General features: G+C 59.4%; 16 protein-coding genes and 2 pseudogenes. 8 read left to right on the top strand and 10 right to left on the bottom strand.

Annotated features, from left to right (window positions below):
• Positions 1-3 precede the first annotated feature (3 nt).
• On the top strand, positions 4-2,094 hold the full coding sequence (locus F7P80_RS05065; protein WP_058879747.1) for a VC_2705 family sodium/solute symporter: 2,091 nt from the start codon (positions 4-6) through the stop codon (positions 2,092-2,094).
• Positions 2,095-2,269: 175 nt separating this feature from the next.
• The gene (locus F7P80_RS05060) at positions 2,270-2,725 is read left to right on the top strand and encodes a hypothetical protein (RefSeq protein ID WP_151043179.1); all 456 of its coding nucleotides are present in this window, start codon (positions 2,270-2,272) and stop codon (positions 2,723-2,725) included.
• Between the two features lie 71 nt (positions 2,726-2,796).
• On the opposite strand, the gene F7P80_RS17050 is transcribed toward F7P80_RS05060, so the two are convergent.
• The 3 genes and pseudogenes from F7P80_RS17050 to F7P80_RS05050 all read right to left on the bottom strand — a co-directional run bounded on the left by F7P80_RS17050 (position 2,797) and on the right by F7P80_RS05050 (position 3,895).
• The gene (locus F7P80_RS17050; protein ID WP_240184056.1) at positions 2,797-3,165 is read right to left on the bottom strand and encodes an FKBP-type peptidyl-prolyl cis-trans isomerase; all 369 of its coding nucleotides are present in this window, start codon (positions 3,163-3,165) and stop codon (positions 2,797-2,799) included.
• Positions 3,145-3,489 (bottom strand): annotated as a pseudogene (locus F7P80_RS17045) (FKBP-type peptidyl-prolyl cis-trans isomerase); the annotation flags it as partial. The gene F7P80_RS17050 and the pseudogene F7P80_RS17045, both read right to left, overlap by 21 nt.
• A gap of 100 nt (positions 3,490-3,589) precedes the next feature.
• Entirely contained in the window at positions 3,590-3,895 is a 306-nt protein-coding gene (locus F7P80_RS05050) for a winged helix-turn-helix transcriptional regulator (protein WP_054066454.1), read from the bottom strand.
• 415 nt (positions 3,896-4,310) lie between these two features.
• On the opposite strand from F7P80_RS05050, the gene F7P80_RS05045 reads away from it, so the two are divergent.
• Positions 4,311-5,558 carry a CaiB/BaiF CoA transferase family protein gene (locus tag F7P80_RS05045; RefSeq protein WP_151043177.1) on the top strand — a complete coding sequence of 416 codons (1,248 nt, stop codon included), beginning with the start codon at positions 4,311-4,313 and terminating at the stop codon, positions 5,556-5,558.
• Positions 5,559-5,633: 75 nt separating this feature from the next.
• Here the strand turns inward: F7P80_RS05045 and F7P80_RS05040 are convergent, their stop codons facing one another.
• Positions 5,634-6,725 carry a tartrate dehydrogenase gene (locus F7P80_RS05040; RefSeq protein WP_151043175.1) on the bottom strand — a complete coding sequence of 364 codons (1,092 nt, stop codon included), beginning with the start codon at positions 6,723-6,725 and terminating at the stop codon, positions 5,634-5,636.
• 96 nt (positions 6,726-6,821) lie between these two features.
• Here F7P80_RS05040 and F7P80_RS05035 point away from each other — a divergent pair, with 96 nt between their 5' ends.
• Positions 6,822-7,757 (top strand): LysR substrate-binding domain-containing protein, encoded by a 936-nt coding sequence (locus F7P80_RS05035; RefSeq protein WP_151043263.1) that lies wholly within the window; start codon positions 6,822-6,824, stop codon positions 7,755-7,757.
• 107 nt (positions 7,758-7,864) lie between these two features.
• Here F7P80_RS05035 and F7P80_RS05030 read toward each other — a convergent pair whose 3' ends face one another.
• On the bottom strand, positions 7,865-8,311 hold the full coding sequence (locus F7P80_RS05030; RefSeq protein ID WP_151043173.1) for a GatB/YqeY domain-containing protein: 447 nt from the start codon (positions 8,309-8,311) through the stop codon (positions 7,865-7,867).
• A gap of 123 nt (positions 8,312-8,434) precedes the next feature.
• A complete protein-coding gene (rpsU, locus tag F7P80_RS05025; RefSeq protein ID WP_003052999.1) occupies positions 8,435-8,647 on the bottom strand; it encodes a 30S ribosomal protein S21 in 213 nt (70 codons plus the stop codon).
• Between the two features lie 371 nt (positions 8,648-9,018).
• Between rpsU and F7P80_RS05020 the strand changes: the two genes are divergently transcribed.
• The 4 genes and pseudogenes from F7P80_RS05020 to F7P80_RS05005 form a co-directional block, all read left to right on the top strand.
• Positions 9,019-9,513, top strand: a complete 495-nt coding sequence (locus F7P80_RS05020; RefSeq protein ID WP_151043171.1) for an acyl-CoA thioesterase — start codon at positions 9,019-9,021, stop codon at positions 9,511-9,513.
• Positions 9,514-9,604: 91 nt separating this feature from the next.
• Complete coding sequence (locus F7P80_RS05015) at positions 9,605-11,569, top strand: PhoX family protein (RefSeq protein ID WP_249041380.1); 1,965 nt, start codon at positions 9,605-9,607, stop codon at positions 11,567-11,569.
• Positions 11,570-11,835: 266 nt separating this feature from the next.
• Positions 11,836-13,557: a bifunctional ornithine lipid synthase OlsF gene (gene olsF / locus F7P80_RS05010; protein WP_151043169.1), complete on the top strand. Its 1,722-nt coding sequence runs from the start codon at positions 11,836-11,838 to the stop codon at positions 13,555-13,557.
• 92 nt (positions 13,558-13,649) lie between these two features.
• A pseudogene (locus F7P80_RS05005) lies at positions 13,650-14,186 on the top strand (IS256 family transposase); the annotation flags it as partial.
• Positions 14,187-14,378: 192 nt separating this feature from the next.
• Here F7P80_RS05005 and F7P80_RS05000 read toward each other — a convergent pair.
• Genes F7P80_RS05000 through F7P80_RS04985 form a run of 4 tightly spaced genes read right to left on the bottom strand, consistent with a single transcriptional unit; the run spans position 14,379 to position 17,790 of the window.
• Positions 14,379-14,720, bottom strand: a complete 342-nt coding sequence (locus F7P80_RS05000) for a copper-binding protein (RefSeq protein WP_151043167.1) — start codon at positions 14,718-14,720, stop codon at positions 14,379-14,381.
• Positions 14,721-14,752: 32 nt separating this feature from the next.
• A complete protein-coding gene (locus F7P80_RS04995; RefSeq protein WP_151043165.1) occupies positions 14,753-15,229 on the bottom strand; it encodes a cupredoxin domain-containing protein in 477 nt (158 codons plus the stop codon).
• 53 nt (positions 15,230-15,282) lie between these two features.
• Positions 15,283-16,656: a multicopper oxidase family protein gene (locus F7P80_RS04990; protein WP_151043163.1), complete on the bottom strand. Its 1,374-nt coding sequence runs from the start codon at positions 16,654-16,656 to the stop codon at positions 15,283-15,285.
• A gap of 33 nt (positions 16,657-16,689) precedes the next feature.
• A complete protein-coding gene (locus F7P80_RS04985) occupies positions 16,690-17,790 on the bottom strand; it encodes a TolC family protein (RefSeq protein ID WP_151043161.1) in 1,101 nt (366 codons plus the stop codon).
• Between the last annotated feature and the right edge of the window lie 100 nt (positions 17,791-17,890).

Here is a 17,890-nt window from a genome sequence, read left to right as displayed (position 1 = left end):
CATATGCCGACTGGCGCAGGTCGCGCCGCCTTGTACCGTGCACGCGCTTATCGCTGGCGCATCCATCGTATGGTGGGGCTGTATGGCCTGTGCGTGCTGGGTCTGCTGCTGCTCATGACCTGGGCCGAAAACCAGGGGCTGGCACGCCACTGGATAGGTCCCATCTTCCTGTTTGTGCCCGTGATGATGTACGCCGTGATCGGCGTCTGGGGCCGGACGGGCGATGCTGATGAGTACTACGTGGCAGGCCGGCGCATTCCCCCGGTCTACAACGGCATGGCGGCAGCGGCAGACTGGGTGAGCGCCGCATCCTTTATCAGCCTCTCTGGCGCACTTTATCTGCAGGGCTTTGGCGGCTCCAGCGGTCAGCCCGGCGGTCTGGCCTATCTGCTGGGCTGGACCGGCGGCTTCTGTCTGGTCGCCATGCTGGTGGCACCGCATCTGCGGGCCATGAATCTCTACACCTTGCCGGAATTTTTTCAGGCACGCTTTGGTGGCAAGTGGCCGCGCATCATCGCTGCGCTGGCCGCCGTGCTGTGTTCCTTTGTCTATGTGGTGGCCCAGATTTATGGCGTGGGCCTGATTGCCTCTCGTCTGACGGGGGTGCAGTTTGAGATTGGCATCATGCTGGGCCTGGGCGGTGTGCTGCTGTGCTCCTTTCTTGGTGGTATGCGCGCCGTGACCTGGACGCAGGTGGCGCAGTACGTGGTCATCCTGCTGGCCTTTCTGATTCCTGTGTCGTGGCTGGCGTACAAGCAGCTGGGCAATCCCATTGCCGCCGTGGCCTATGCCAGCCAGCTGCACAAGATTTCGCAGCTGGAGGAGCAGCTGCTGCATTCGCCCAAGGAGCGATCCGTGCAGCAGATCTATCAGGAGCGCACCGATATGCTGGAGGCCAAGCTGCAGGATGTGCCCCTGGCCATGGAGCGTGACCGGCTGGTGCTGCACGAGCGGCTGCGCTATCTGCGCTCCATCCAGGCAGATGTGGGCGCCATTGCTGCCGTCAGCCGTGAGTACGCCAACCTGCCGCGCAGCCCGCAGGAGGCCGAGCAGCTGTGGCGCCAGCAGCTGCAGGAATACCGTGAGCGTGCCCAGCCGCTCGGCGGTCTGCCCCGCCATGGCCAGCCCTTTGGGGGCGATCCGGAAGGCAGTGCGCAAGAACGCGCACAGTTCAATGATGAACGCGCCAATTTTCTGGCGCTGATGTTCTGCTTGATGTTTGGCACGGCAGGCATGCCGCATTTGCTCACGCGCTACTACACCGTGCCCTCGGTGTCGGCGGCACGGACCTCGGTGGCCTGGACGCTGTTCTTTATCGCGCTGCTGTATCTGTCAGCGCCTGCGCTGGCGGTGCTCATCAAGCTGGAGGTGATGAACAACCTGGTCGGTGTGCGCTTTGATGAGCTGCCGAGCTGGATTGCCCAGTGGGCGCGGGTGGATGGCTCGCTGCTGTCGGTGGAAGACATTAACCGTGATGGCATTTTGCAGTTTGGCGAGCTGCGGCTGGGGGCTGACCTGATTGTGCTGGCTGCGCCTGAAATTGGCGGCTTGCCCTATGTGATTGCCGGGCTGGTGGCGGCCGGTGGTCTGGCAGCGGCGCTGTCTACGGCCGATGGTCTGCTGCTGACCATCAGCAATGCGCTGGTGCGTGATCTGTATTTTTCACGCGGCACGCACAAGAGTTCGTCCGAGCAGCGCGTGATTGTCTCCAAGTTCGTGCTCATGGGCGTAGCGCTGCTGGCGGCCTGGGTTGCCGGGCAGCGCTCTTCGGACATTCTGCCCATGGTGGCCATGTCGTTTTCGATTGCGGCTTCGGCCTTTGTGCCCGCCATGGTGCTGGGCATCTTCTGGCGTGGCGTCACCCGTCAGGGCGCAGTTGCAGGCATGCTGGCCGGGCTGGGGATCACGGCTTACTACATCCTCTCACACACGCAGTGGGTGCAAAGCGCAGTTCCCGCAGCGCTGCTGGCCGATGGCCTGTGGTGGGGGCTGCAGCCCATTTCTGCCGGGGTGTTCGGCGTGTTCCTGGGTACCGGGGTGACCGTGCTGCTGAGTCTGGTGACCACAAAGAAGAATAAAAAAGTGAGCACCTAGCGCTTTATTTGTAATGATTTCAAAGATAAATATCTATCAAATCAAATAGATGTAAGCGCTGGTAGCTATTTAAAGCATAGCTATCCGTACTATCCTGCACATGGATTGCCCCAATGCAGTGCCCAGCACCGCTGTGCCATGCTTTGTTAAAAATAATTGCTACGGAGGAGGGTATATGGCTGCGCTGTACATCAAGACGGAAGCGGGGCAGCAGGCATTCAAGGCGCGCAGTGCGCAGCTGGCAGGCAGGCTGCGTTCCGCATTCCTACTGTTTGATGGCCAGCGCAGTGTGGAAGATGTGCTGGCCGCCACGCAGGGGCTGGGAGTGACGGAGCAGGACATCCAGGCCATGGTGGATGCAGGTTTTTTGCAACATGCTGCGCCAGCGCTGGCCCCTGCACAGCCTGCACCCGAAGTGCAGCCCAGTGCACGCACGCCGCAGGAGCGCTATCGGGATGCCTATCCGCTGGCGGTCGCGCTGACAGGCAAGCTGGGGCTCTCAGGCTTTCGCCTGAACCTGTCGGTGGAAGCTGCCACCAGTTACGAAGAGCTGGCTGCTGTGGCTCCCCGGATCAAGGATGCCGTCGGTGCATCCGCCTATGCGCCGCTGGAGCAGGCCCTGTTCGCCTGATGCAGGCGCCACAAACAAAACGGCCTGTCAGAGACAGGCCGTTGTTGCATGGACATGGACCGATGGCGTGATTACACCGCCAGCAGTTCCACGTCAAACTTCAGGGTGGCGTTGGGAGGAATCACACCGCCTGCGCCACGTGCGCCGTAGCCCAGCTCTGGGGGAATGATCAGGGTGCGCTTGCCGCCCACCTTCATGCCTTGCACGCCCACGTCCCAGCCGCGGATCACCATGCCAGCGCCCAGCGTGAACACGAAGGGGTCATTGCGGTCCTTGCTGGAGTCGAACTTGGCGCCTTGCTCGCCGTCCTTGTACAGCCAGCCGGTGTAGTGCACGGTCACGCGCTTGCCGCGCACGGCTTCTGCGCCATCGCCCACCACGGTGTCTTCCATCTGTACCTGGGGCGCAGCCTTGGTACCCAGCAGTTCCACTTCAAACATCAAAGTGGCGTGGGGAGGAATCACGCCACCAGCGCCGTAGGCACCGTAGCCCAGTTCTGGGGGGATGATCAGGGTGCGCTTGCCGCCCACCTTCATGCCTTGTACGCCTTCGTCCCAGCCTGGAATCACCATGCCTTCGCCCAGCGAGAATTCAAAAGGCTCACGGCGGTCTTTGCTGGAGTCAAACTTGGCGCCTTGCTGACCGTCTTGGTACAGCCAGCCGGTGTAGTGCACCTTGACGTCAGAGCCGCTGGTAGCTTCAGCGCCCTGTCCAACAACCGCGTCTTCGAATTGCAGGCCAGAGGCAGTGGTGATCAGTGCCATGAAAATTCCTTGTATCGGGAAATGCTAGAAAAACAAAAGGCACCGTCGGTGCAAATCCGGGGTGCCTTTTACGTGTGCCGTAGTGGGCCGAGTGCGTAGATTACTTCTTTGCGCGCGCTGCTGCCCAGCGTGAGGCAAAAGCCTGCAAGTCGCTCAGGCGCTTGAGCAGGTCCTGGCCCGAGGCAGTGACTACATAGCCGTCGTTGCCGTGTTCCATCAGCCCTTCTTCACGCAGCTCCTTGATACGGGTGTTCAGCGTATTGGGGGTAATGCCACCTACGCTGTCTTGCAGCAAGCGAAAGGTTTGAGGGTGACCATCACGCAGTGCCCACAGCACGCGCAGTGCATAGCGGCGCTCGAGCTTTTCGAGCAACTGGTTGATAGCGACGTTTTCCTTAGAGCTCATGGACGCTTCTCCTTGCGCTGAGATGGGACATGGAAGGGGCGCAACGCCGTTCATCCATGCGGGTTTGACTATAGCTTTGAATCTTGTCTGCTACAAGTTTAGTAGCTCGGTGCGAAGAATCGCTAGGCCATTACGCGTTTAAAACATTAAAAATTCTGCTTTTGTTGTTGTCCAGCCACGTTCACTGGACAGATGGGGCATATGCCGACATAGCTTGGGCAAGGGTGTTGCGGGTGCATGGCTACCCAAAATCCGGGCATCGCGTCCAGCGAGGCGGGTGCTGGCGTGCTCACCTTCTGGCATGGGCGGATTACCGAAAATCTCGGGAAGCTGGGCTGAGTGGCTTCCTAGAATCGATCTGGGGAAAACCCCGTGCGGTATTGCCATGCCGCCTTTTGAACCACGCTTTGCCAATATGACTGATTTCGCACCTTCTGACCTAGCCCAGCCAGCCCACACACAGCCTCCTGCCGCCAATCTGCCCCTGAAGGGCATCCGCGTGGTGGAGTTCAGCCACATGGTGATGGGGCCTGCATGCGGCATGGTGCTGGCGGATCTGGGGGCAGAAGTGATCAAGGTGGAACCAGTGACGGGCGACCTCACGCGCAACCTGCTGGGTGCGGGTGCAGGCTTTTTCCCCATGTTCAACCGCAACAAGAAAAGCATTGCCATTGACCTGCGCAATGCCGAGGGCGTGCAGGCGGCGATTCGTCTGGCCTCGACTGCCGATGTGGTGCTGCAGAACTTCAAGCCCGGAGTGATGAAAAAGTACGGGCTGGACTATGCCTCGCTGTCCAGGCTCAACCCCGGCCTTATCTATGTGAACCACACCGGCTTTTTGCCCGGCCCTTATGAGCGCCGCACCGCGCTGGATGAAGTGGTGCAGATGATGGGTGGTCTGGCCTATATGACGGGCCGCCCCGGCGACCCACTGCGTGCGGGCACCAGCGTGAACGACATCATGGGCGGCATGTTCGGTGCCATTGGCGCCATGGCCGCACTCATGCAGCGCGCGCAGACAGGCAAGGGGCAGGAGATTGATTCCGCGCTGTTTGAGAACAATGTCTTTCTGGTCGGCCAGCACATGATGCAGTACGCCGTGACAGGGCAGCCTGCTGCGCCCATGCCAGAGCGTATTTCTTCGTGGGGGCTGTACGACATCTTCAGCGTCAAGGATGGTGAGCAGATCTTCCTGGCGGTGGTGAGCGATCCACAGTGGCGCACCTTCTGCTCGGCCATGGGCTTTGAAGACATGCTCCATGATCCGGCCCTGCAGACCAATAACGACCGTGTGTGTGCGCGCAGTACCATGCTGCCGGAACTGCGCCAGCGTCTGGCCCAGTACAGCGCGGCGGAGCTGGCAAAGATTTTTGAAGCCCATCAGCTGCCATACGCACCGATTGCGCGGCCCGAGCAGTTGTTTGATGACCCCCATCTGCTGGCCACAGGTGGTCTGGCTGATGTGGTGCTCAGCGACGGTGAACGCGCAGGCCAGACTGCCAAGACCACGCTGCTGCCCATTCGCATGGCTGGCCAGCGCCTGCCTGTGCGCAGCAACCCGCCCAAGGCCGGTGAGCACACACGCGAGCTGCTGGCATCGCTGGGCTATACGGCTGAAGACATTGCTGCTCTGGCGCTGGCCGGGGCCGTAGCTGGGGCCTGAGACCGTGCAGGCCTGCCATCCCGACCCGGGATGGCAGCTGCTATGTGGGGCTTGCGGTGCAGGGCTTAGAGGGTCTTAGTTGCGGCCCGCAATATGGGCGGCAATGGCCTGCCCCACCTCGGTCGTATTGGCTGTGCCACCCAGATCGGGGGTGCGTGGGCCACTCTTGATGGTGTCTTCAATGGCCTTGACGATAGCGTCATGCGCGGCACGCCATGGGCCCTGGCTGTGGCCGAGAAAGTCCAGCATCAGCGCGCCGGACCAGATCATGGCAATCGGGTTGGCAATGTTCTTGCTGTAGATGTCGGGTGCCGAGCCATGCACGGGCTCGAACAGGCTGGGAAAGCTGCGCTCTGGGTTCAGGTTGGCTGAAGGTGCCAAGCCAATCGTGCCCGTGGTCGCGGGGCCCAGGTCACTCAGAATGTCGCCAAACAGATTGGTGGCAGCCACCACGTCAAAGCGGCCGGGCTGCAGCACAAAGCGCGCGGTCAGAATGTCAATGTGCTGCTTGTCCAGCGTGACTTCGGGGTAGTGCTGGTGCATGGCATCGGCCTGCTTGTCCCACCAGGGCATGCTGATGGCAATGCCGTTGGATTTGGTCGCCAGCGTCACATGCTTTTTGCTGCGGCTCTGCGCCAGTTCAAACGCATATTTCAGCAGGCGCTGCGCGCCGTGTTTGCTGTAGACCGATTCCTGAATGCAGATCTCGCGGTCCGTGCCTTCAAACATTACGCCGCCCAGCGCGGTGTATTCGCCCTCGGTGTTTTCGCGCACCACGTAGTAGTCAATATCACCGGGCTTGCGGCCAGCCAGCGGGCAGGGCACGCCTTCAAACAGGCGCACGGGGCGCAGGTTGATGTACTGGTCAAACTCGCGGCGGAATTTGAGCAGCGAGCCCCACAGCGAGATGTGGTCGGGCACGGTAGCAGGCCAGCCCACAGCGCCAAAGAAAATGGCATCCATGCCCTGCAGCTGTTGCTTCCAGTCGTCAGGCATCATCTGGCCGTGTTCGGCGTAGTAGTCGCAGTGGGCCCAGTCGAAATGGTGGAACTCCAGCGGCAGGTCAAAGCGCCTGGCTGCGGCTTCCAGCGCACGCAGGCCTTCGGGCATGACTTCCTTGCCGATGCCGTCGCCGGCGATGACTGCAATCTTTTTGGGTGTGGACATGGTGCTTCCTCGTGAATGTGTTGCGGTATTCTGCACCTTGCATATCTGAATACAATTGACTGATCGTGGCCTGATTGTTTACAGATCGTGCAGAAAATGCCCTCGCCCGAAGACCTGCGCGTCTTCACCACCGTGGTGCGCAAAGCCAGCTTTGCCGAGGCTGCGGCCGCGCACAATGCTTCGCCGGCCTTTGTCAGCAAGCGCATCCGCCTGCTGGAGCAGGAGCTGGGCGTGAAGCTGCTGCATCGCACTACACGGCGGGTCGCTGTCACGGAGCAGGGCGAGCGCGTCTACCACTGGGCGCAGCGCATTCTGGACGAGGTCGAGCATCTGCTGCAGGAGGTGGATGTGACGCGCCGCCAGCCGCGCGGCCTGCTGCGGGTGTCCACCAGCTTCGGCTTTGGCCGCAATGTGGTGGCGCCCGCGCTGTCGCAGCTGATTGCGCAATATCCGGCGCTGCAGCTGCGCCTGGAGGTGTTTGATCGCATCGTCGATGTCGCGGCCGAGGGCTTCGATCTCGATGTGCGCGTGGGCGACGAGATTGCGCCGCACCTGATTGCGCGGCATCTGGCCGACAACCATCGCGTGCTGTGCGCTGCCCCGGCCTATGTGCAGCGGCGTGGCAGTCCGCGCACGCTCGACGAACTGGCCGCGCATGACTGCCTGGTCATCAAGGAGCGTGACCATCCCTTCGGTGTCTGGAAACTGCGCTCGGGCAATCAGGAGCGAAGCGTGAAAGTGACCGGGCCGCTGTCCACCAATCATGGCGAGATGGCCGTGCAATGGGCCCGCGACGGCCATGGCATCGTGCTGCGCTCGCTCTGGGATGTGGCGGCCGATCTGCAGGCCGGCAGCCTGCTGCAGCTGCTGCCCGAGTGGCAGCAGCAGGCGAATATCTGGGCTGTCTACCCGACGCGGCTGGAGCGCTCGGCCAAGGTGCGGGTCTGCGTCGAGTTCCTGCAGGAGTTCTTCAGCAAACAGGCTCCCACGGGATTCAGGAATGCTATTAAAAAAGAAGCTACTATCACTTGATCTACATGAATTTCAGATTCTTTTTAATCTGAAAGATATGCAAGGCAAGCGCAAGCAGCTTCTGTTTTTGAACCTGATGCCGCGTGGCAGCTCAGGCCGGTAGCCAATTACTTTGTCAGCGCGGCCTTCACGGCAGCGGACACCAGGCCCATATCGGCCTTGCCAGCCAGCTGGGCCTTCACTTTGCCCATCACCTTGCCCATGTCGCCGGGGCCGGAGGCACCCAGCTCAGCCACGATGGCTTCGACGGCGGCGGTGATTTCGGCTTCCGACATGCGCTCGGGCAGGTAGACCTTGAGCACTTCCATCTCGGCCTTTTCCACATCGGCCAGATCGGTACGGTTGGCGGCTTCGTAGGCAGCGATGGAGTCCTTGCGCTGCTTGATCAGCTTGTCCACGATGGCAATGATGGCGGCGTCATCGAGTTCGATGCGCTCGTCCACTTCCTTTTGCTTCATCGCAGCCTGCAGCAGGCGGATGGTGCTCAGGCGTGCGCTGTCCTTGGCACGCATGGCGGTTTTCATGTCTTCGGTAATCTGGGCTTTCAAGCTCATGGCATTCTCCTTGGGGTGGAGGTCACTGCTGCGTGGCAGTGGCCAGAAAACAAAAAACCCGCGCCTGGCGTCCCGAGCGCGGGTTTGCGGCTTTTTTACGGCCGACTGGTCCTAATCAAACGATTAGTACAGCTTCTTAGGCAGCTGCATGCTGCGAACGCGCTTGTAGTGGCGCTTCACGGCGGCAGCCTTCTTGCGCTTGCGCTCGGCTGTAGGCTTTTCGTAGAACTCACGTGCGCGCAGGTCTGTCAGCAGGCCCAGCTTTTCGATGGTGCGCTTGAAGCGGCGCAGAGCAACTTCGTAAGGTTCGTTTTCTTTGACGCGGATGGTAGTCATTCAGTTTCCAGATATATCTGTGCTGACAGCGGGTTCTCAGGAAGATCGGGCCTGTGAGCCATGAACAGCGGTTGTGCCCCGTCTCTATGAACTAGTATGGCCGACGGGGTATTGCCAGCAAAGTCGTGCATTATAGCGAGTTTCCAGTTGCCTGCTCGCAATGGCTTTGCAAGGCCCTGGAAGATATGCAACAGCATGTGCCTGCTGGCGCCATGGAGCCAGGCTGCAGCAGGCATGCTGCTTGCAGCCGCGCAGACTGTATGCCAGAGCATGTCCCGTATGTCTGCCAGGCCTGAAAATCCGGCCTGAAAGCCAGGTTGGCGCACATGCCATCAGCCTGTACTGCTATCAATTCCTACAATCTGCGGTCTATGAATCTGCCTTCACACCAACTCAGCATGACGGTGCTGATGACCCCCGACATGGCCAACTTCTCCGGCAATGTGCACGGGGGCGCCATTCTGAAAAAACTGGACGAAGTGGCCTACGCCTGCGCCAGCCGCTATGCAGGCCGCTACTGCGTCACGCTGAGCGTGGACCAGGTCATGTTCCTGCAGCCTATCCATGTGGGCGAGCTGGTGACCTTTCTGGCCAGCGTGAATTACACCGGTACGTCTTCCATGGAAATTGGCATCAAGGTGATTGCCGAAGACATTCGCGGTCAGGTCGTGCGCCATGTGAACAGCTGCTTTTTCACCATGGTGGCGGTGGACGATGACCGCAAGCCCGTGGCCGTTCCCAGGCTGGAGCCTTCCACGAGCGTTGAAAAACGCCGCTGGCAGGCTGCACTGATCCGCAAGGAAATGCGCAAGGAAGTGGCACAGCGCTTTGCCCAGACGCGCCAGAGCGCACAGGCTGCCATGTAAAAAAACTGTCATCGTAGCTTCACAGCTTGGTCATGGGGGCTCCAGAAAATGCGTGGCACAAATGAACCGCATATTTCCGGAGAGGATCCCCATGATGCAAGCACACGAAACGCCGATGGACAGCGAAGATATTCCAACCAATCTCTCAGCCAATCCTCATTTTCAGAGCGTGGTCGATCGTGCAGTGTCTCGGCGCGGCTTTCTGCGCAGCGGCACAGGTCTGTCTGCCGCCATGTTTCTGGGGCTGGGTGGAGGTCTGGCAGGCTGCGCTGCGACTGGCAAGCCCTCGGCCAGCCAGCCACTGATGGGCTTTCAGGGCATTGCCGCCTCTACGGCCGATGAGCTGCGCGTAGCGCCGGGCTATTCCGCACGCGTGCTGGCACCGTGGGGTACGCCGCTGCTCGATGGCTCACCAGCCTTCAAGGGCGACGGCAGTGAAAATGCTGCTGCACAGGCACTGCAGGTGGGCGACAACCACGACGGGCTGCACTTTTTTGCCCTGGATGGCAAGAACGACGAAGGCCTGCTGGTGGTCAACCACGAATACTGCACGGTGGACAAGAAAAGTGGTGCCTACACTTGGCTGTTTGGCCATGAAGGCCAGAAGGCGCGCGAGCAGTGGTCGCCCGAGCATGTGCGCAAATCCATGAATGCGCATGGCGTGTCGGTCATGCACATACGCCGCAACAGCAATGGCGCATGGGACATCGTGCCCGGCAGCCGTTACAACCGCCGCATTACTGCGCAGACCGATATGCAGCTGACCGGCCCGGCCGCAGGCGATGCATTGCTGCGTACCAAGGCAGACCCCACGGGCACGCGTGCACAGGGCACCTTCAACAACTGCGGCAATGGATTTACGCCGTGGGGCACTTACCTCACTTGCGAAGAAAACTTCAACAACTACTTTGGCACAACGGCGGGGCAGGATCTGCGCAGCCCAGAGCAAAAGCGCTACGGCATTGCTGCCAAGCGAAGCACATTCCAGTGGGAAGCGCATGAGCCGCGCTTTGACTACGTCAAGGAACCCAACGAATCCAATCGTTTTGGCTGGATTGTGGAGATTGACCCCTTCAACCCCACATCCACGCCGAAAAAGCGCACGGCACTGGGACGCTTCAAGCATGAGAACGCAGCGTTTGCGCTGAGCAAGGACGGCCGTGCCGTGGTCTATATGGGTGACGACCAGGCCAATGACTACATCTATAAATTTGTCTCTGATGGCAAATATGTCAAAGGCGGTGATAACAGCCGCCTGCTCGACAGCGGCAAGCTGTACGTCGCACGCTTTGATGCAGGCAGTGTGGAGGGCGACTTTGCCGGAACAGGTGCCTGGCTGCTGCTGGACAAGCAGGCCAACCCTGCACTGCTGGCTGATGCGCAACTGCCAAACCAGGCCGCGGTGCTCGTCAACGCGCGTACTGCGGCAGATATCGTGGGCGCAACCAAAATGGACCGCCCGGAGTGGGTGAGTGTGCATCCCCAGACGGGCGAGGTCTATGTCACGCTGACCAACAACAGTTCGCGAACCCAGGCTGACGAGGCCAATCCACGTGCCAAGAACGTCTACGGTCAGATCGTGCGCTGGCGTGAAGCCGGGGGCGATGCCGCAGCGCAGCAGTTTGAGTGGGACATTTTTGTACTGGCAGGCAACCCCATCGTGCATCCCGACCGCAAGGACCTGCGCTCAGGCTCGGCGAATGTCACGGCAGACAACACCTTCAACAGCCCCGATGGCCTGGCTTTTGACCCCTATGGTCGTCTGTGGATTCAGACTGATGGCAAGTACAGCAACAAGGGTGACTTCGCAGGCCAGGGCAATAACCAGATGCTGTGTGCAGACCCTGTGACCAAGGAAATCCGTCGTTTCTTTGTGGGGCCTAAGGAGGCAGAAGTCACAGGCATCACCTGGACGCCGGACTGCCGCACCATGTTCATCAATATTCAGCATCCGGGTGAGGAAGGCGACAGCCACTGGCCCGATGGCGGGCAGCGCATTCCTCGCTCTGCCACCGTAGTCATTACCAAGGATGACGGTGGCGTGATCGGTAGCTGATCGAGCAACATAGCCTGGCCCTTCGCGGGGCTGAGCATGTAGCAAAGGCTGCAACGGTGGTGGACGTTGCAGCCTTGTTTTTATGCATGAAAAATGGCTTTGAGGCTTATGAAATAAGCGATAGCAGCTATGAAATTCAATATGACAGTGTACGGGTGGCGTAGTGCTATGCACGCGGCTGTCACCAAACCGTCGCAGGACTGACCTACCTCTGTCATATACAGGGCTCAGCATGTCTGTGTGTTCATCAGTGCGGGAGAAGTGTCATGTTCTCTGTCGATCAGCTTGTTGACATCCACCTGCCACAGTTGCAGCAGCATCCCCGAATCAGGCAAGGGGTGCGTGGTGTACTGCGCAGACTGTTACGGGAGCAAAGTTTTCGTCACTTTGCGCAGAAATATCCGCATCTGCAGGGCTTTGAGTTTGTGGAGCAGGTGCTGGAGCACTTTGCTTTCAGCTATGCCGTGCGAGACAACGAGCGTGAGCGCATTCCCAGCCACGGGCGTGTGGTCATCATTGCCAACCACCCGATTGGCTCGCTGGATGGGCTGGCCTTGCTCAATCTGGTGGGCAGCATTCGAAGAGATGTGAAGATCGTGGCCAATGGCTTGCTGGCCGAGCTACAGCCTTTGCAGCGTGTCATGCTGCCTGTCACGATCATGGGCGGGCGTAGCGGCACTCGCCAGCTCAAGGCGATCTTTGAGCACCTGCAAGGCGAGGGCGCTGTGATTATTTTCCCCGCTGGTGAGGTCTCGCGCCTGAACCCTGAAGGGGTGCGTGATGGCCGCTGGCATAGCGGATTTCTGCGCCTGGCAGGGCAGACGCGATCGCCCATAGTGCCGATTCACATCGATGGGCGTAACTCGGCGCTGTTTTACGGCGCTTCGCTGCTCTATAAGCCGCTGGCCACATTGCTTCTGGTCAAAGAGATGTTTGGGCAACACCAAAAAAGCATTGATTTGCGCATTGGTCACCCCATTCCTGCGAGCAGCTACAGCGCTTTGCCGCTGGAGCCTGAAAGCGTCACCAAGCTGCTGCGTAAACACCTGTACCGTCTTCCACAGAACAAACCGCCTTTGCTGCGGGTGGAGACTGCGATTGCTCACCCTGTAGATCGTGCTGCGCTGGCGCAGGCCGTGGCCGCTTGTGAGCTGCTGGGAGAAACGCCAGACGGCAAGCGCATTCATTTGTTTCGCGGAGAGCTGGATTCCCCCATCCTGCGCGAGGTGGGGCGGCTGCGGGAGCTGTCCTTTCGCGCTGTGGGAGAAGGCAGTGGGACGCGCCGTGATCTCGACCGGTTTGACGCCTGCTACGACCATTTGATTCTGTGGTGCCCGCAGGACCTGGAAATTGCAGGCAGCTACCGCATGGTGCGCACGGCACAAGTGCTGCAGCAGTATGGCGTGCAGGGCTTGTACAGCCACACGCTGTTTGAATTCACACCGGGTATGGACGCTTACCTGAGCCAGGGGCTGGAGCTGGGGCGTTCATTTGTACAGCCCAGATACTGGGGCAAGCGTTCTCTGGATTACCTGTGGTTTGGCATAGGGGCCTACGTGAAGCGCTATCCAGAGTGCCGTTATCTGTTCGGACCTGTATCGCTCAGCCGGGAGCTGCCTCAGGCGGCACGAGATCTGATCGTCTTTCATTACCGCAACCACTACGGCGCTGCCTGTCTGGCCCATGCGCGCAGGCCTTACGTGCCCTCAGAAAGCAGGGATGTGCATGCCCAGCTGACGGGAGACCACTGCGCTGCAGATTTTGTACGCCTGAAGCATTTGCTGGCCCATATGGGCTGCAGTGTGCCTACGCTCTACAAGCAGTACACCGAGATCGCAGAGCCCGATGGTGTGCGCTTTCTGGACTTTGGCATAGACCCCGACTTTGCGAGTTGTATTGATGGCCTGGTGCTGGTGGATGTGCAGCGGCTGAAACCCCATAAAAAAGCACGCTACATGGGGGAGGCAGCATCGACGGCTGAGGCTTGAATGTGTAGCGCACCTACCGCTTGCAGCGCACCAGCATCGGCTGAGCAGGGGAGCGGTGGGAGGCCCTGAGGCGATGCATCGCCATGCAATAACAAGACATCTTCATCGCCTGCGTCGATGGGCTCAAAGGCTTTCCAGATGCCATTGAAGCGGTGTTTCCACAGACCGTGGTGCAACTGTGCATTGTCCACATGGTGCGCCACAGCCTGAACTACGTGCCCTGGAAGCAGCGAGCTCAAGTAGCAGCCGATTTGCGCCGCATTTACCAGTCGGCAACCGTGCAAGAGGCCCAACAATGCTTGCAGGAGTTCGAGGCTAAATGGGCAGATACTTACCCCAGCATCATCCAGTTTTGGCGCAAGAACTGGGCTCGCCTGATGCCGTTCTTTGACTATCCGGCTGAGATACGCAAGGTGATCTACACCACCAATGCCATTGAATCGGTGAACATGAGCTTGAGAAAGATCACCAAAAGTCGTGGCTCATTCCCCAGCGATGAGGCACTGCTCAAGCTGTTTTACTTGGCACTGCACAACATCAGCCGCAAGTGGACGATGCCCATCCGAGATTGGAAGGCAGCTCTGAATCGGTTTACGATTGAGTTTGGAGACAGACTCTCCGCGAACTGACGTCCGAACCGTTTACACAAAAAACTCGGACACCCTCGCCAGGGGTTTTGAGGCATTCATGGTGCAGTCCTTTCCAGACAAAATCCAGCGGTCATCGCCAGTGTGGCGCCACCACCGCGTCCCCATGACGCTTGATGTACGCCAGCCTGCTTGCAAGAGCCACTGGAACATGACCGCTGGATTACAAAATTGTCAGGATGCAGGGGTGATTTGGGTAATCACCATCTTGCCATTTTGCTGTTCGACCACGAACCGGACCTTGTCGCCGACTTTGAGGTTACTGAGCATGGCGGGCTCGGCCATGGTGAACACCATCGTCATCGGCGGCATATCCAGGTTTTTGATCTCGCCGTGTTTGATAGTCACCTTGCCCGCACCAGTGTCGATGCGGCGAACTTCTCCCTCGGTCATGTCGGCTGGTGCGGCCATGTCCATCTTGCTGGGGTCCATGGGCACCTGCGCGAACGCCTGAGTGCTGGCGAGGGTGGAGGCTGCTAGTGCCGCAGCGCTTAGAAAAACGCGAAAACTCTTCATGGTTGCATCCTGTGCAAATTAGGCTCAACAGTTCAGCGAGCCGAGACTTTGACTTGGCCCTTCATTCCTGCCTCGTAGTGGCCCACGTGCAGGCAAGCAAAGTGCACAACACCTGCTTTGGTGAAGCGCCAGATCACCTCACCCTGCTGGCCGGGCTTGAGTGAAATCTTGTTTGCTTCCTCATGCTCCATGCCAGGAAACTTTTTCATCTCTTCGTAGTGCTCCTTCAACTCTTGCTCGGTGCCAAGACTGAACTCATGGGGCACCTTGCCGGAGTTCTTAATGACAAACCGGATGGTTTCCTCCTTTTTGACGGTCACATCCGAAGGCGTGAAACGCATGTTGTCAGCAGCGTCCACCTGGATGGTGCGGGTGACATTAGCTGCAATGCCGGGCTCACCAGGTGTCGAGTTGTCATGGCCACCCGCGTGTTTGCCCGAGGCGAACGCAGTGGATGCGGCCAAAGTCATGGCGGTAAGGAGGAAGGAGGAGGATTTACTGAACTTCATGTGTGATCTTTCTGGCAGTGTTGAGGGGAGTCGTGAAAACGGTGGGCGTGGCTTCAATGCTGCATGCATTTGACAGCCTTGGCGTTGGCCGGTGTGCTGGGCGCAGCTGCCTTGGCTGGGGCCGGGGTGGCTCCGGTCCATTCATGGGCCACAGTGCCGGGAGGGAATTTGTAGTTGCCAGGGTCCTTGTAATCCCCGGGTTTTTGGTCCTTGCGTACCTTGAGTACGCTGAGCATGCCGCCCATGCCAATGGGGCCAAACTGGCCATGGCCGGTCATCATGGGTGCGGTGTTTTCGGGGATGGGCATTTCCATGCTTTCCATGTCACCCATGCCGCGCTCCCCCATCAGCATGTAATCGGGCACCACCTTCTGAATCTTGCCGATCAGGCCGCGGTGATCTACACCAATCATGGTCGGCACGGCGTGTCCCATGGCGTTCATGGTGTGGTGGCTCTTGTGGCAGTGCAGGGCCCAGTCACCTTCCTCATCTGCGATGAAATCGAGTTGGCGCATCTGACCGACAGCGATGTCGGCAGTGACTTCGGGCCATCGTGCCGCCAAGGGGGTGGGGCCGCCATCAGTACCTGTCATCACGAATTCGTGGCCGTGCAGGTGAATGGGGTGATTGGTCATTGTCAGGTTACCTACGCGCAGGCGAACCCGGTCACCCAATCGCACGTTGAAGCTGTCAATGCCCGGGAAAATGCGGCTGTTCCAGCACCAGATGTTGAAATCCGTCATCGTGTTGATCTTGGGCGTACGGGTGCCGGGCTCCACGTCAAAGGCGTTGAGCAGGAAGCAGAAGTCGCGGTCCACGTCGCTGATCAGCGGGTGCTTGGTCTTGGGATGGGTAACCCAGAAACCATGCATGCCCATGGCCATCTGCGTCATTTCGTCGGCGTGCGGGTGATACATGAAAGTGCCCGGGCGGCGCGCTTCAAACTCGTAGACGAAGGTCTTGCCAGCCGGAATCGCGGGCTGGTTCAGGCCAGCCACACCATCCATGCCGGCGGGCAGACGCTGGCCGTGCCAGTGGATGGTGGTGTGTTCGGGCAACTTGTTGGTCACAAAGATGCGCACGCGATCGCCTTCCACCACTTCAATGGTGGGTCCAGGGCTCTGACCGTTGTAGCCCCACATGTTCACCACGAAGCCTGGGGCCACCTCGCGCACCACAGGCTCAGCCACCAGGTGGAACTCCTTGACGCCATTGTTCATACGCCAGGGCAGCGTCCAGCCATTGACTGTGACCACAGGGTTGTAGGGGCGCCCGGTGTTAGGCACCAGTGGATCTGCTGTGGCTGCTGAGGTTTGGATAACGGGTTCGGGCAGTGCTGCCAAAGCGGAGCGGGCAACTGCCAAGCCAGCAACAGAAGCTGCAGCACCCGCGAAGAAGCGGCGCCGGGAGGGAATGTTCGTTTTCATGCGTAATAGTCCAGATGTTGATGCGAAGTGCGTTCAATGGCCGGCTGCGGCAGTGGCCTGCTCGCCGCCACCGAGGGCAACAAAGGCATCAGGCTGACCACCTTGCAGCACCCATTGCAGATCGGTTTCAGCGATCAGTGCGTCACGCTGCGCGTCTATGGCGGCCACCACGGTCTGTGAGCGCGCTTTTACGTCTGCCAAAACGCCCCAGACGCTTTCGAGCATGCCGTTGTAGCGAAGCTGGGTTTCCTCTCCAATCAGTTCGCGCTGCTTGAGAACGTCATTGCGATAACCGTGGTAAACATCAAGACTGGCGGCATAGGCTGCGTAAGCCTGCATGGCGTTGTTGCCAGTTTTTCTGCTCTGTGCCAATGGCAAGTTGCCTTGTATCGCCGCGAGGCGCGTTCGCAGTTCTGTGTCGCTCATCGGCGTTGCTGTGTCCGGCAGGCGGTCCGGCAAAGCCACGCGGCTGTGTACCGAGTCAAGTCCCATCGTCTTCAGCAGTGCGCGTTCGGCCTGGCTTGCGGTCAATCGCGCTCGTTTGAGCTCCATCCGGGCAGATGACTCGCCCAAAGCCACCTGGGCTTGTTGATAGCGGCTCCAATTGCCCACACTCACCATACGGCGGCCAAGTTCCGCAGCCGCTTCTGCGGCTGTTACGGAATCTTCCACTGACTTGAGCGCTTGTTTTGCAGCCACGGCCCTGATCCAGGCCTTTCGTGTGTCCGCTGCCACTTTCAGCACCTCATCGGCACCATCAATCCTTTGCTGAAGTCTGGTATCGACTTCACCCCAGGCACCGGCAGCAATACGCTCCACGTTCTCCCGCCCAAGTCGAGCCAGAGGTGATGCCAGTTCGCGATGGACTTTCCAGGCAGCTCGAATGGCATCAGAAGTAGATGACAGCGCAAATTCTGGGACAGCATCTGGCGTTGCCGCTTGCGTTGTCGGCTGTGACTTCTCCCAGCGCAGCACATCTGCGTGACCTCTCGGGAACTGACCGACAGTCTCATTCGCTTTGCGCCAGTCTTGCACAATATCATCCTGAGCCTGTGCCTGAGCACCCCAGTGCGCCACCACAAGACCCAGCGTCAGCATGGGCATCGCTTTATTTTTCAGCCATCGATGCTTCATCGAAATCGCTCCTATTGATGCGTATCAAACGGATGAATTCTGAATAGGCAGCACCGACAACAGCCTGTCGGCAAGATTACAAATGCGTCATGTTAGCCCG

The organism is Comamonas kerstersii, from assembly GCF_008801935.1.
In the GTDB taxonomy this organism is placed as follows: Bacteria; Pseudomonadota; Gammaproteobacteria; order Burkholderiales; family Burkholderiaceae_C; genus Comamonas; species Comamonas kerstersii.
The sequence above is the reverse complement of the archived record's forward strand: the minus strand, read 5'-3'. Positions and strand labels throughout refer to the sequence as shown.

Bases quoted from the DNA above. Each gene is read 5' to 3' on its own strand.
- F7P80_RS05030 (WP_151043173.1), bottom strand. From the start codon at position 8,311: ATGAGCTTGAAAGCCCAGATTACCGAAGACATGAAAACCGCCATGCGT.
- F7P80_RS05035 (WP_151043263.1), top strand. From the start codon at position 6,822: ATGCCCTCGCCCGAAGACCTGCGCGTCTTCACCACCGTGGTGCGCAAA.
- F7P80_RS17050 (WP_240184056.1), bottom strand. From the start codon at position 3,165: ATGTTTGAAGTGGAACTGCTGGGTACCAAGGCTGCGCCCCAGGTACAG.
- F7P80_RS04995 (WP_151043165.1), bottom strand. From the start codon at position 15,229: ATGAAGTTCAGTAAATCCTCCTCCTTCCTCCTTACCGCCATGACTTTG.
- F7P80_RS04985 (WP_151043161.1), bottom strand. From the start codon at position 17,790: ATGAAGCATCGATGGCTGAAAAATAAAGCGATGCCCATGCTGACGCTG.
- F7P80_RS05015 (WP_249041380.1), top strand. From the start codon at position 9,605: ATGATGCAAGCACACGAAACGCCGATGGACAGCGAAGATATTCCAACC.
- F7P80_RS05020 (WP_151043171.1), top strand. From the start codon at position 9,019: ATGAATCTGCCTTCACACCAACTCAGCATGACGGTGCTGATGACCCCC.
- F7P80_RS05045 (WP_151043177.1), top strand. From the start codon at position 4,311: ATGACTGATTTCGCACCTTCTGACCTAGCCCAGCCAGCCCACACACAG.
- F7P80_RS05000 (WP_151043167.1), bottom strand. From the start codon at position 14,720: ATGAAGAGTTTTCGCGTTTTTCTAAGCGCTGCGGCACTAGCAGCCTCC.
- F7P80_RS04990 (WP_151043163.1), bottom strand. From the start codon at position 16,656: ATGAAAACGAACATTCCCTCCCGGCGCCGCTTCTTCGCGGGTGCTGCA.
- F7P80_RS05040 (WP_151043175.1), bottom strand. From the start codon at position 6,725: ATGTCCACACCCAAAAAGATTGCAGTCATCGCCGGCGACGGCATCGGC.
- F7P80_RS05065 (WP_058879747.1), top strand. From the start codon at position 4: ATGCCGACTGGCGCAGGTCGCGCCGCCTTGTACCGTGCACGCGCTTAT.
- olsF (WP_151043169.1), top strand. From the start codon at position 11,836: ATGTTCTCTGTCGATCAGCTTGTTGACATCCACCTGCCACAGTTGCAG.
- F7P80_RS05060 (WP_151043179.1), top strand. From the start codon at position 2,270: ATGGCTGCGCTGTACATCAAGACGGAAGCGGGGCAGCAGGCATTCAAG.
- rpsU (WP_003052999.1), bottom strand. From the start codon at position 8,647: ATGACTACCATCCGCGTCAAAGAAAACGAACCTTACGAAGTTGCTCTG.
- F7P80_RS05050 (WP_054066454.1), bottom strand. From the start codon at position 3,895: ATGAGCTCTAAGGAAAACGTCGCTATCAACCAGTTGCTCGAAAAGCTC.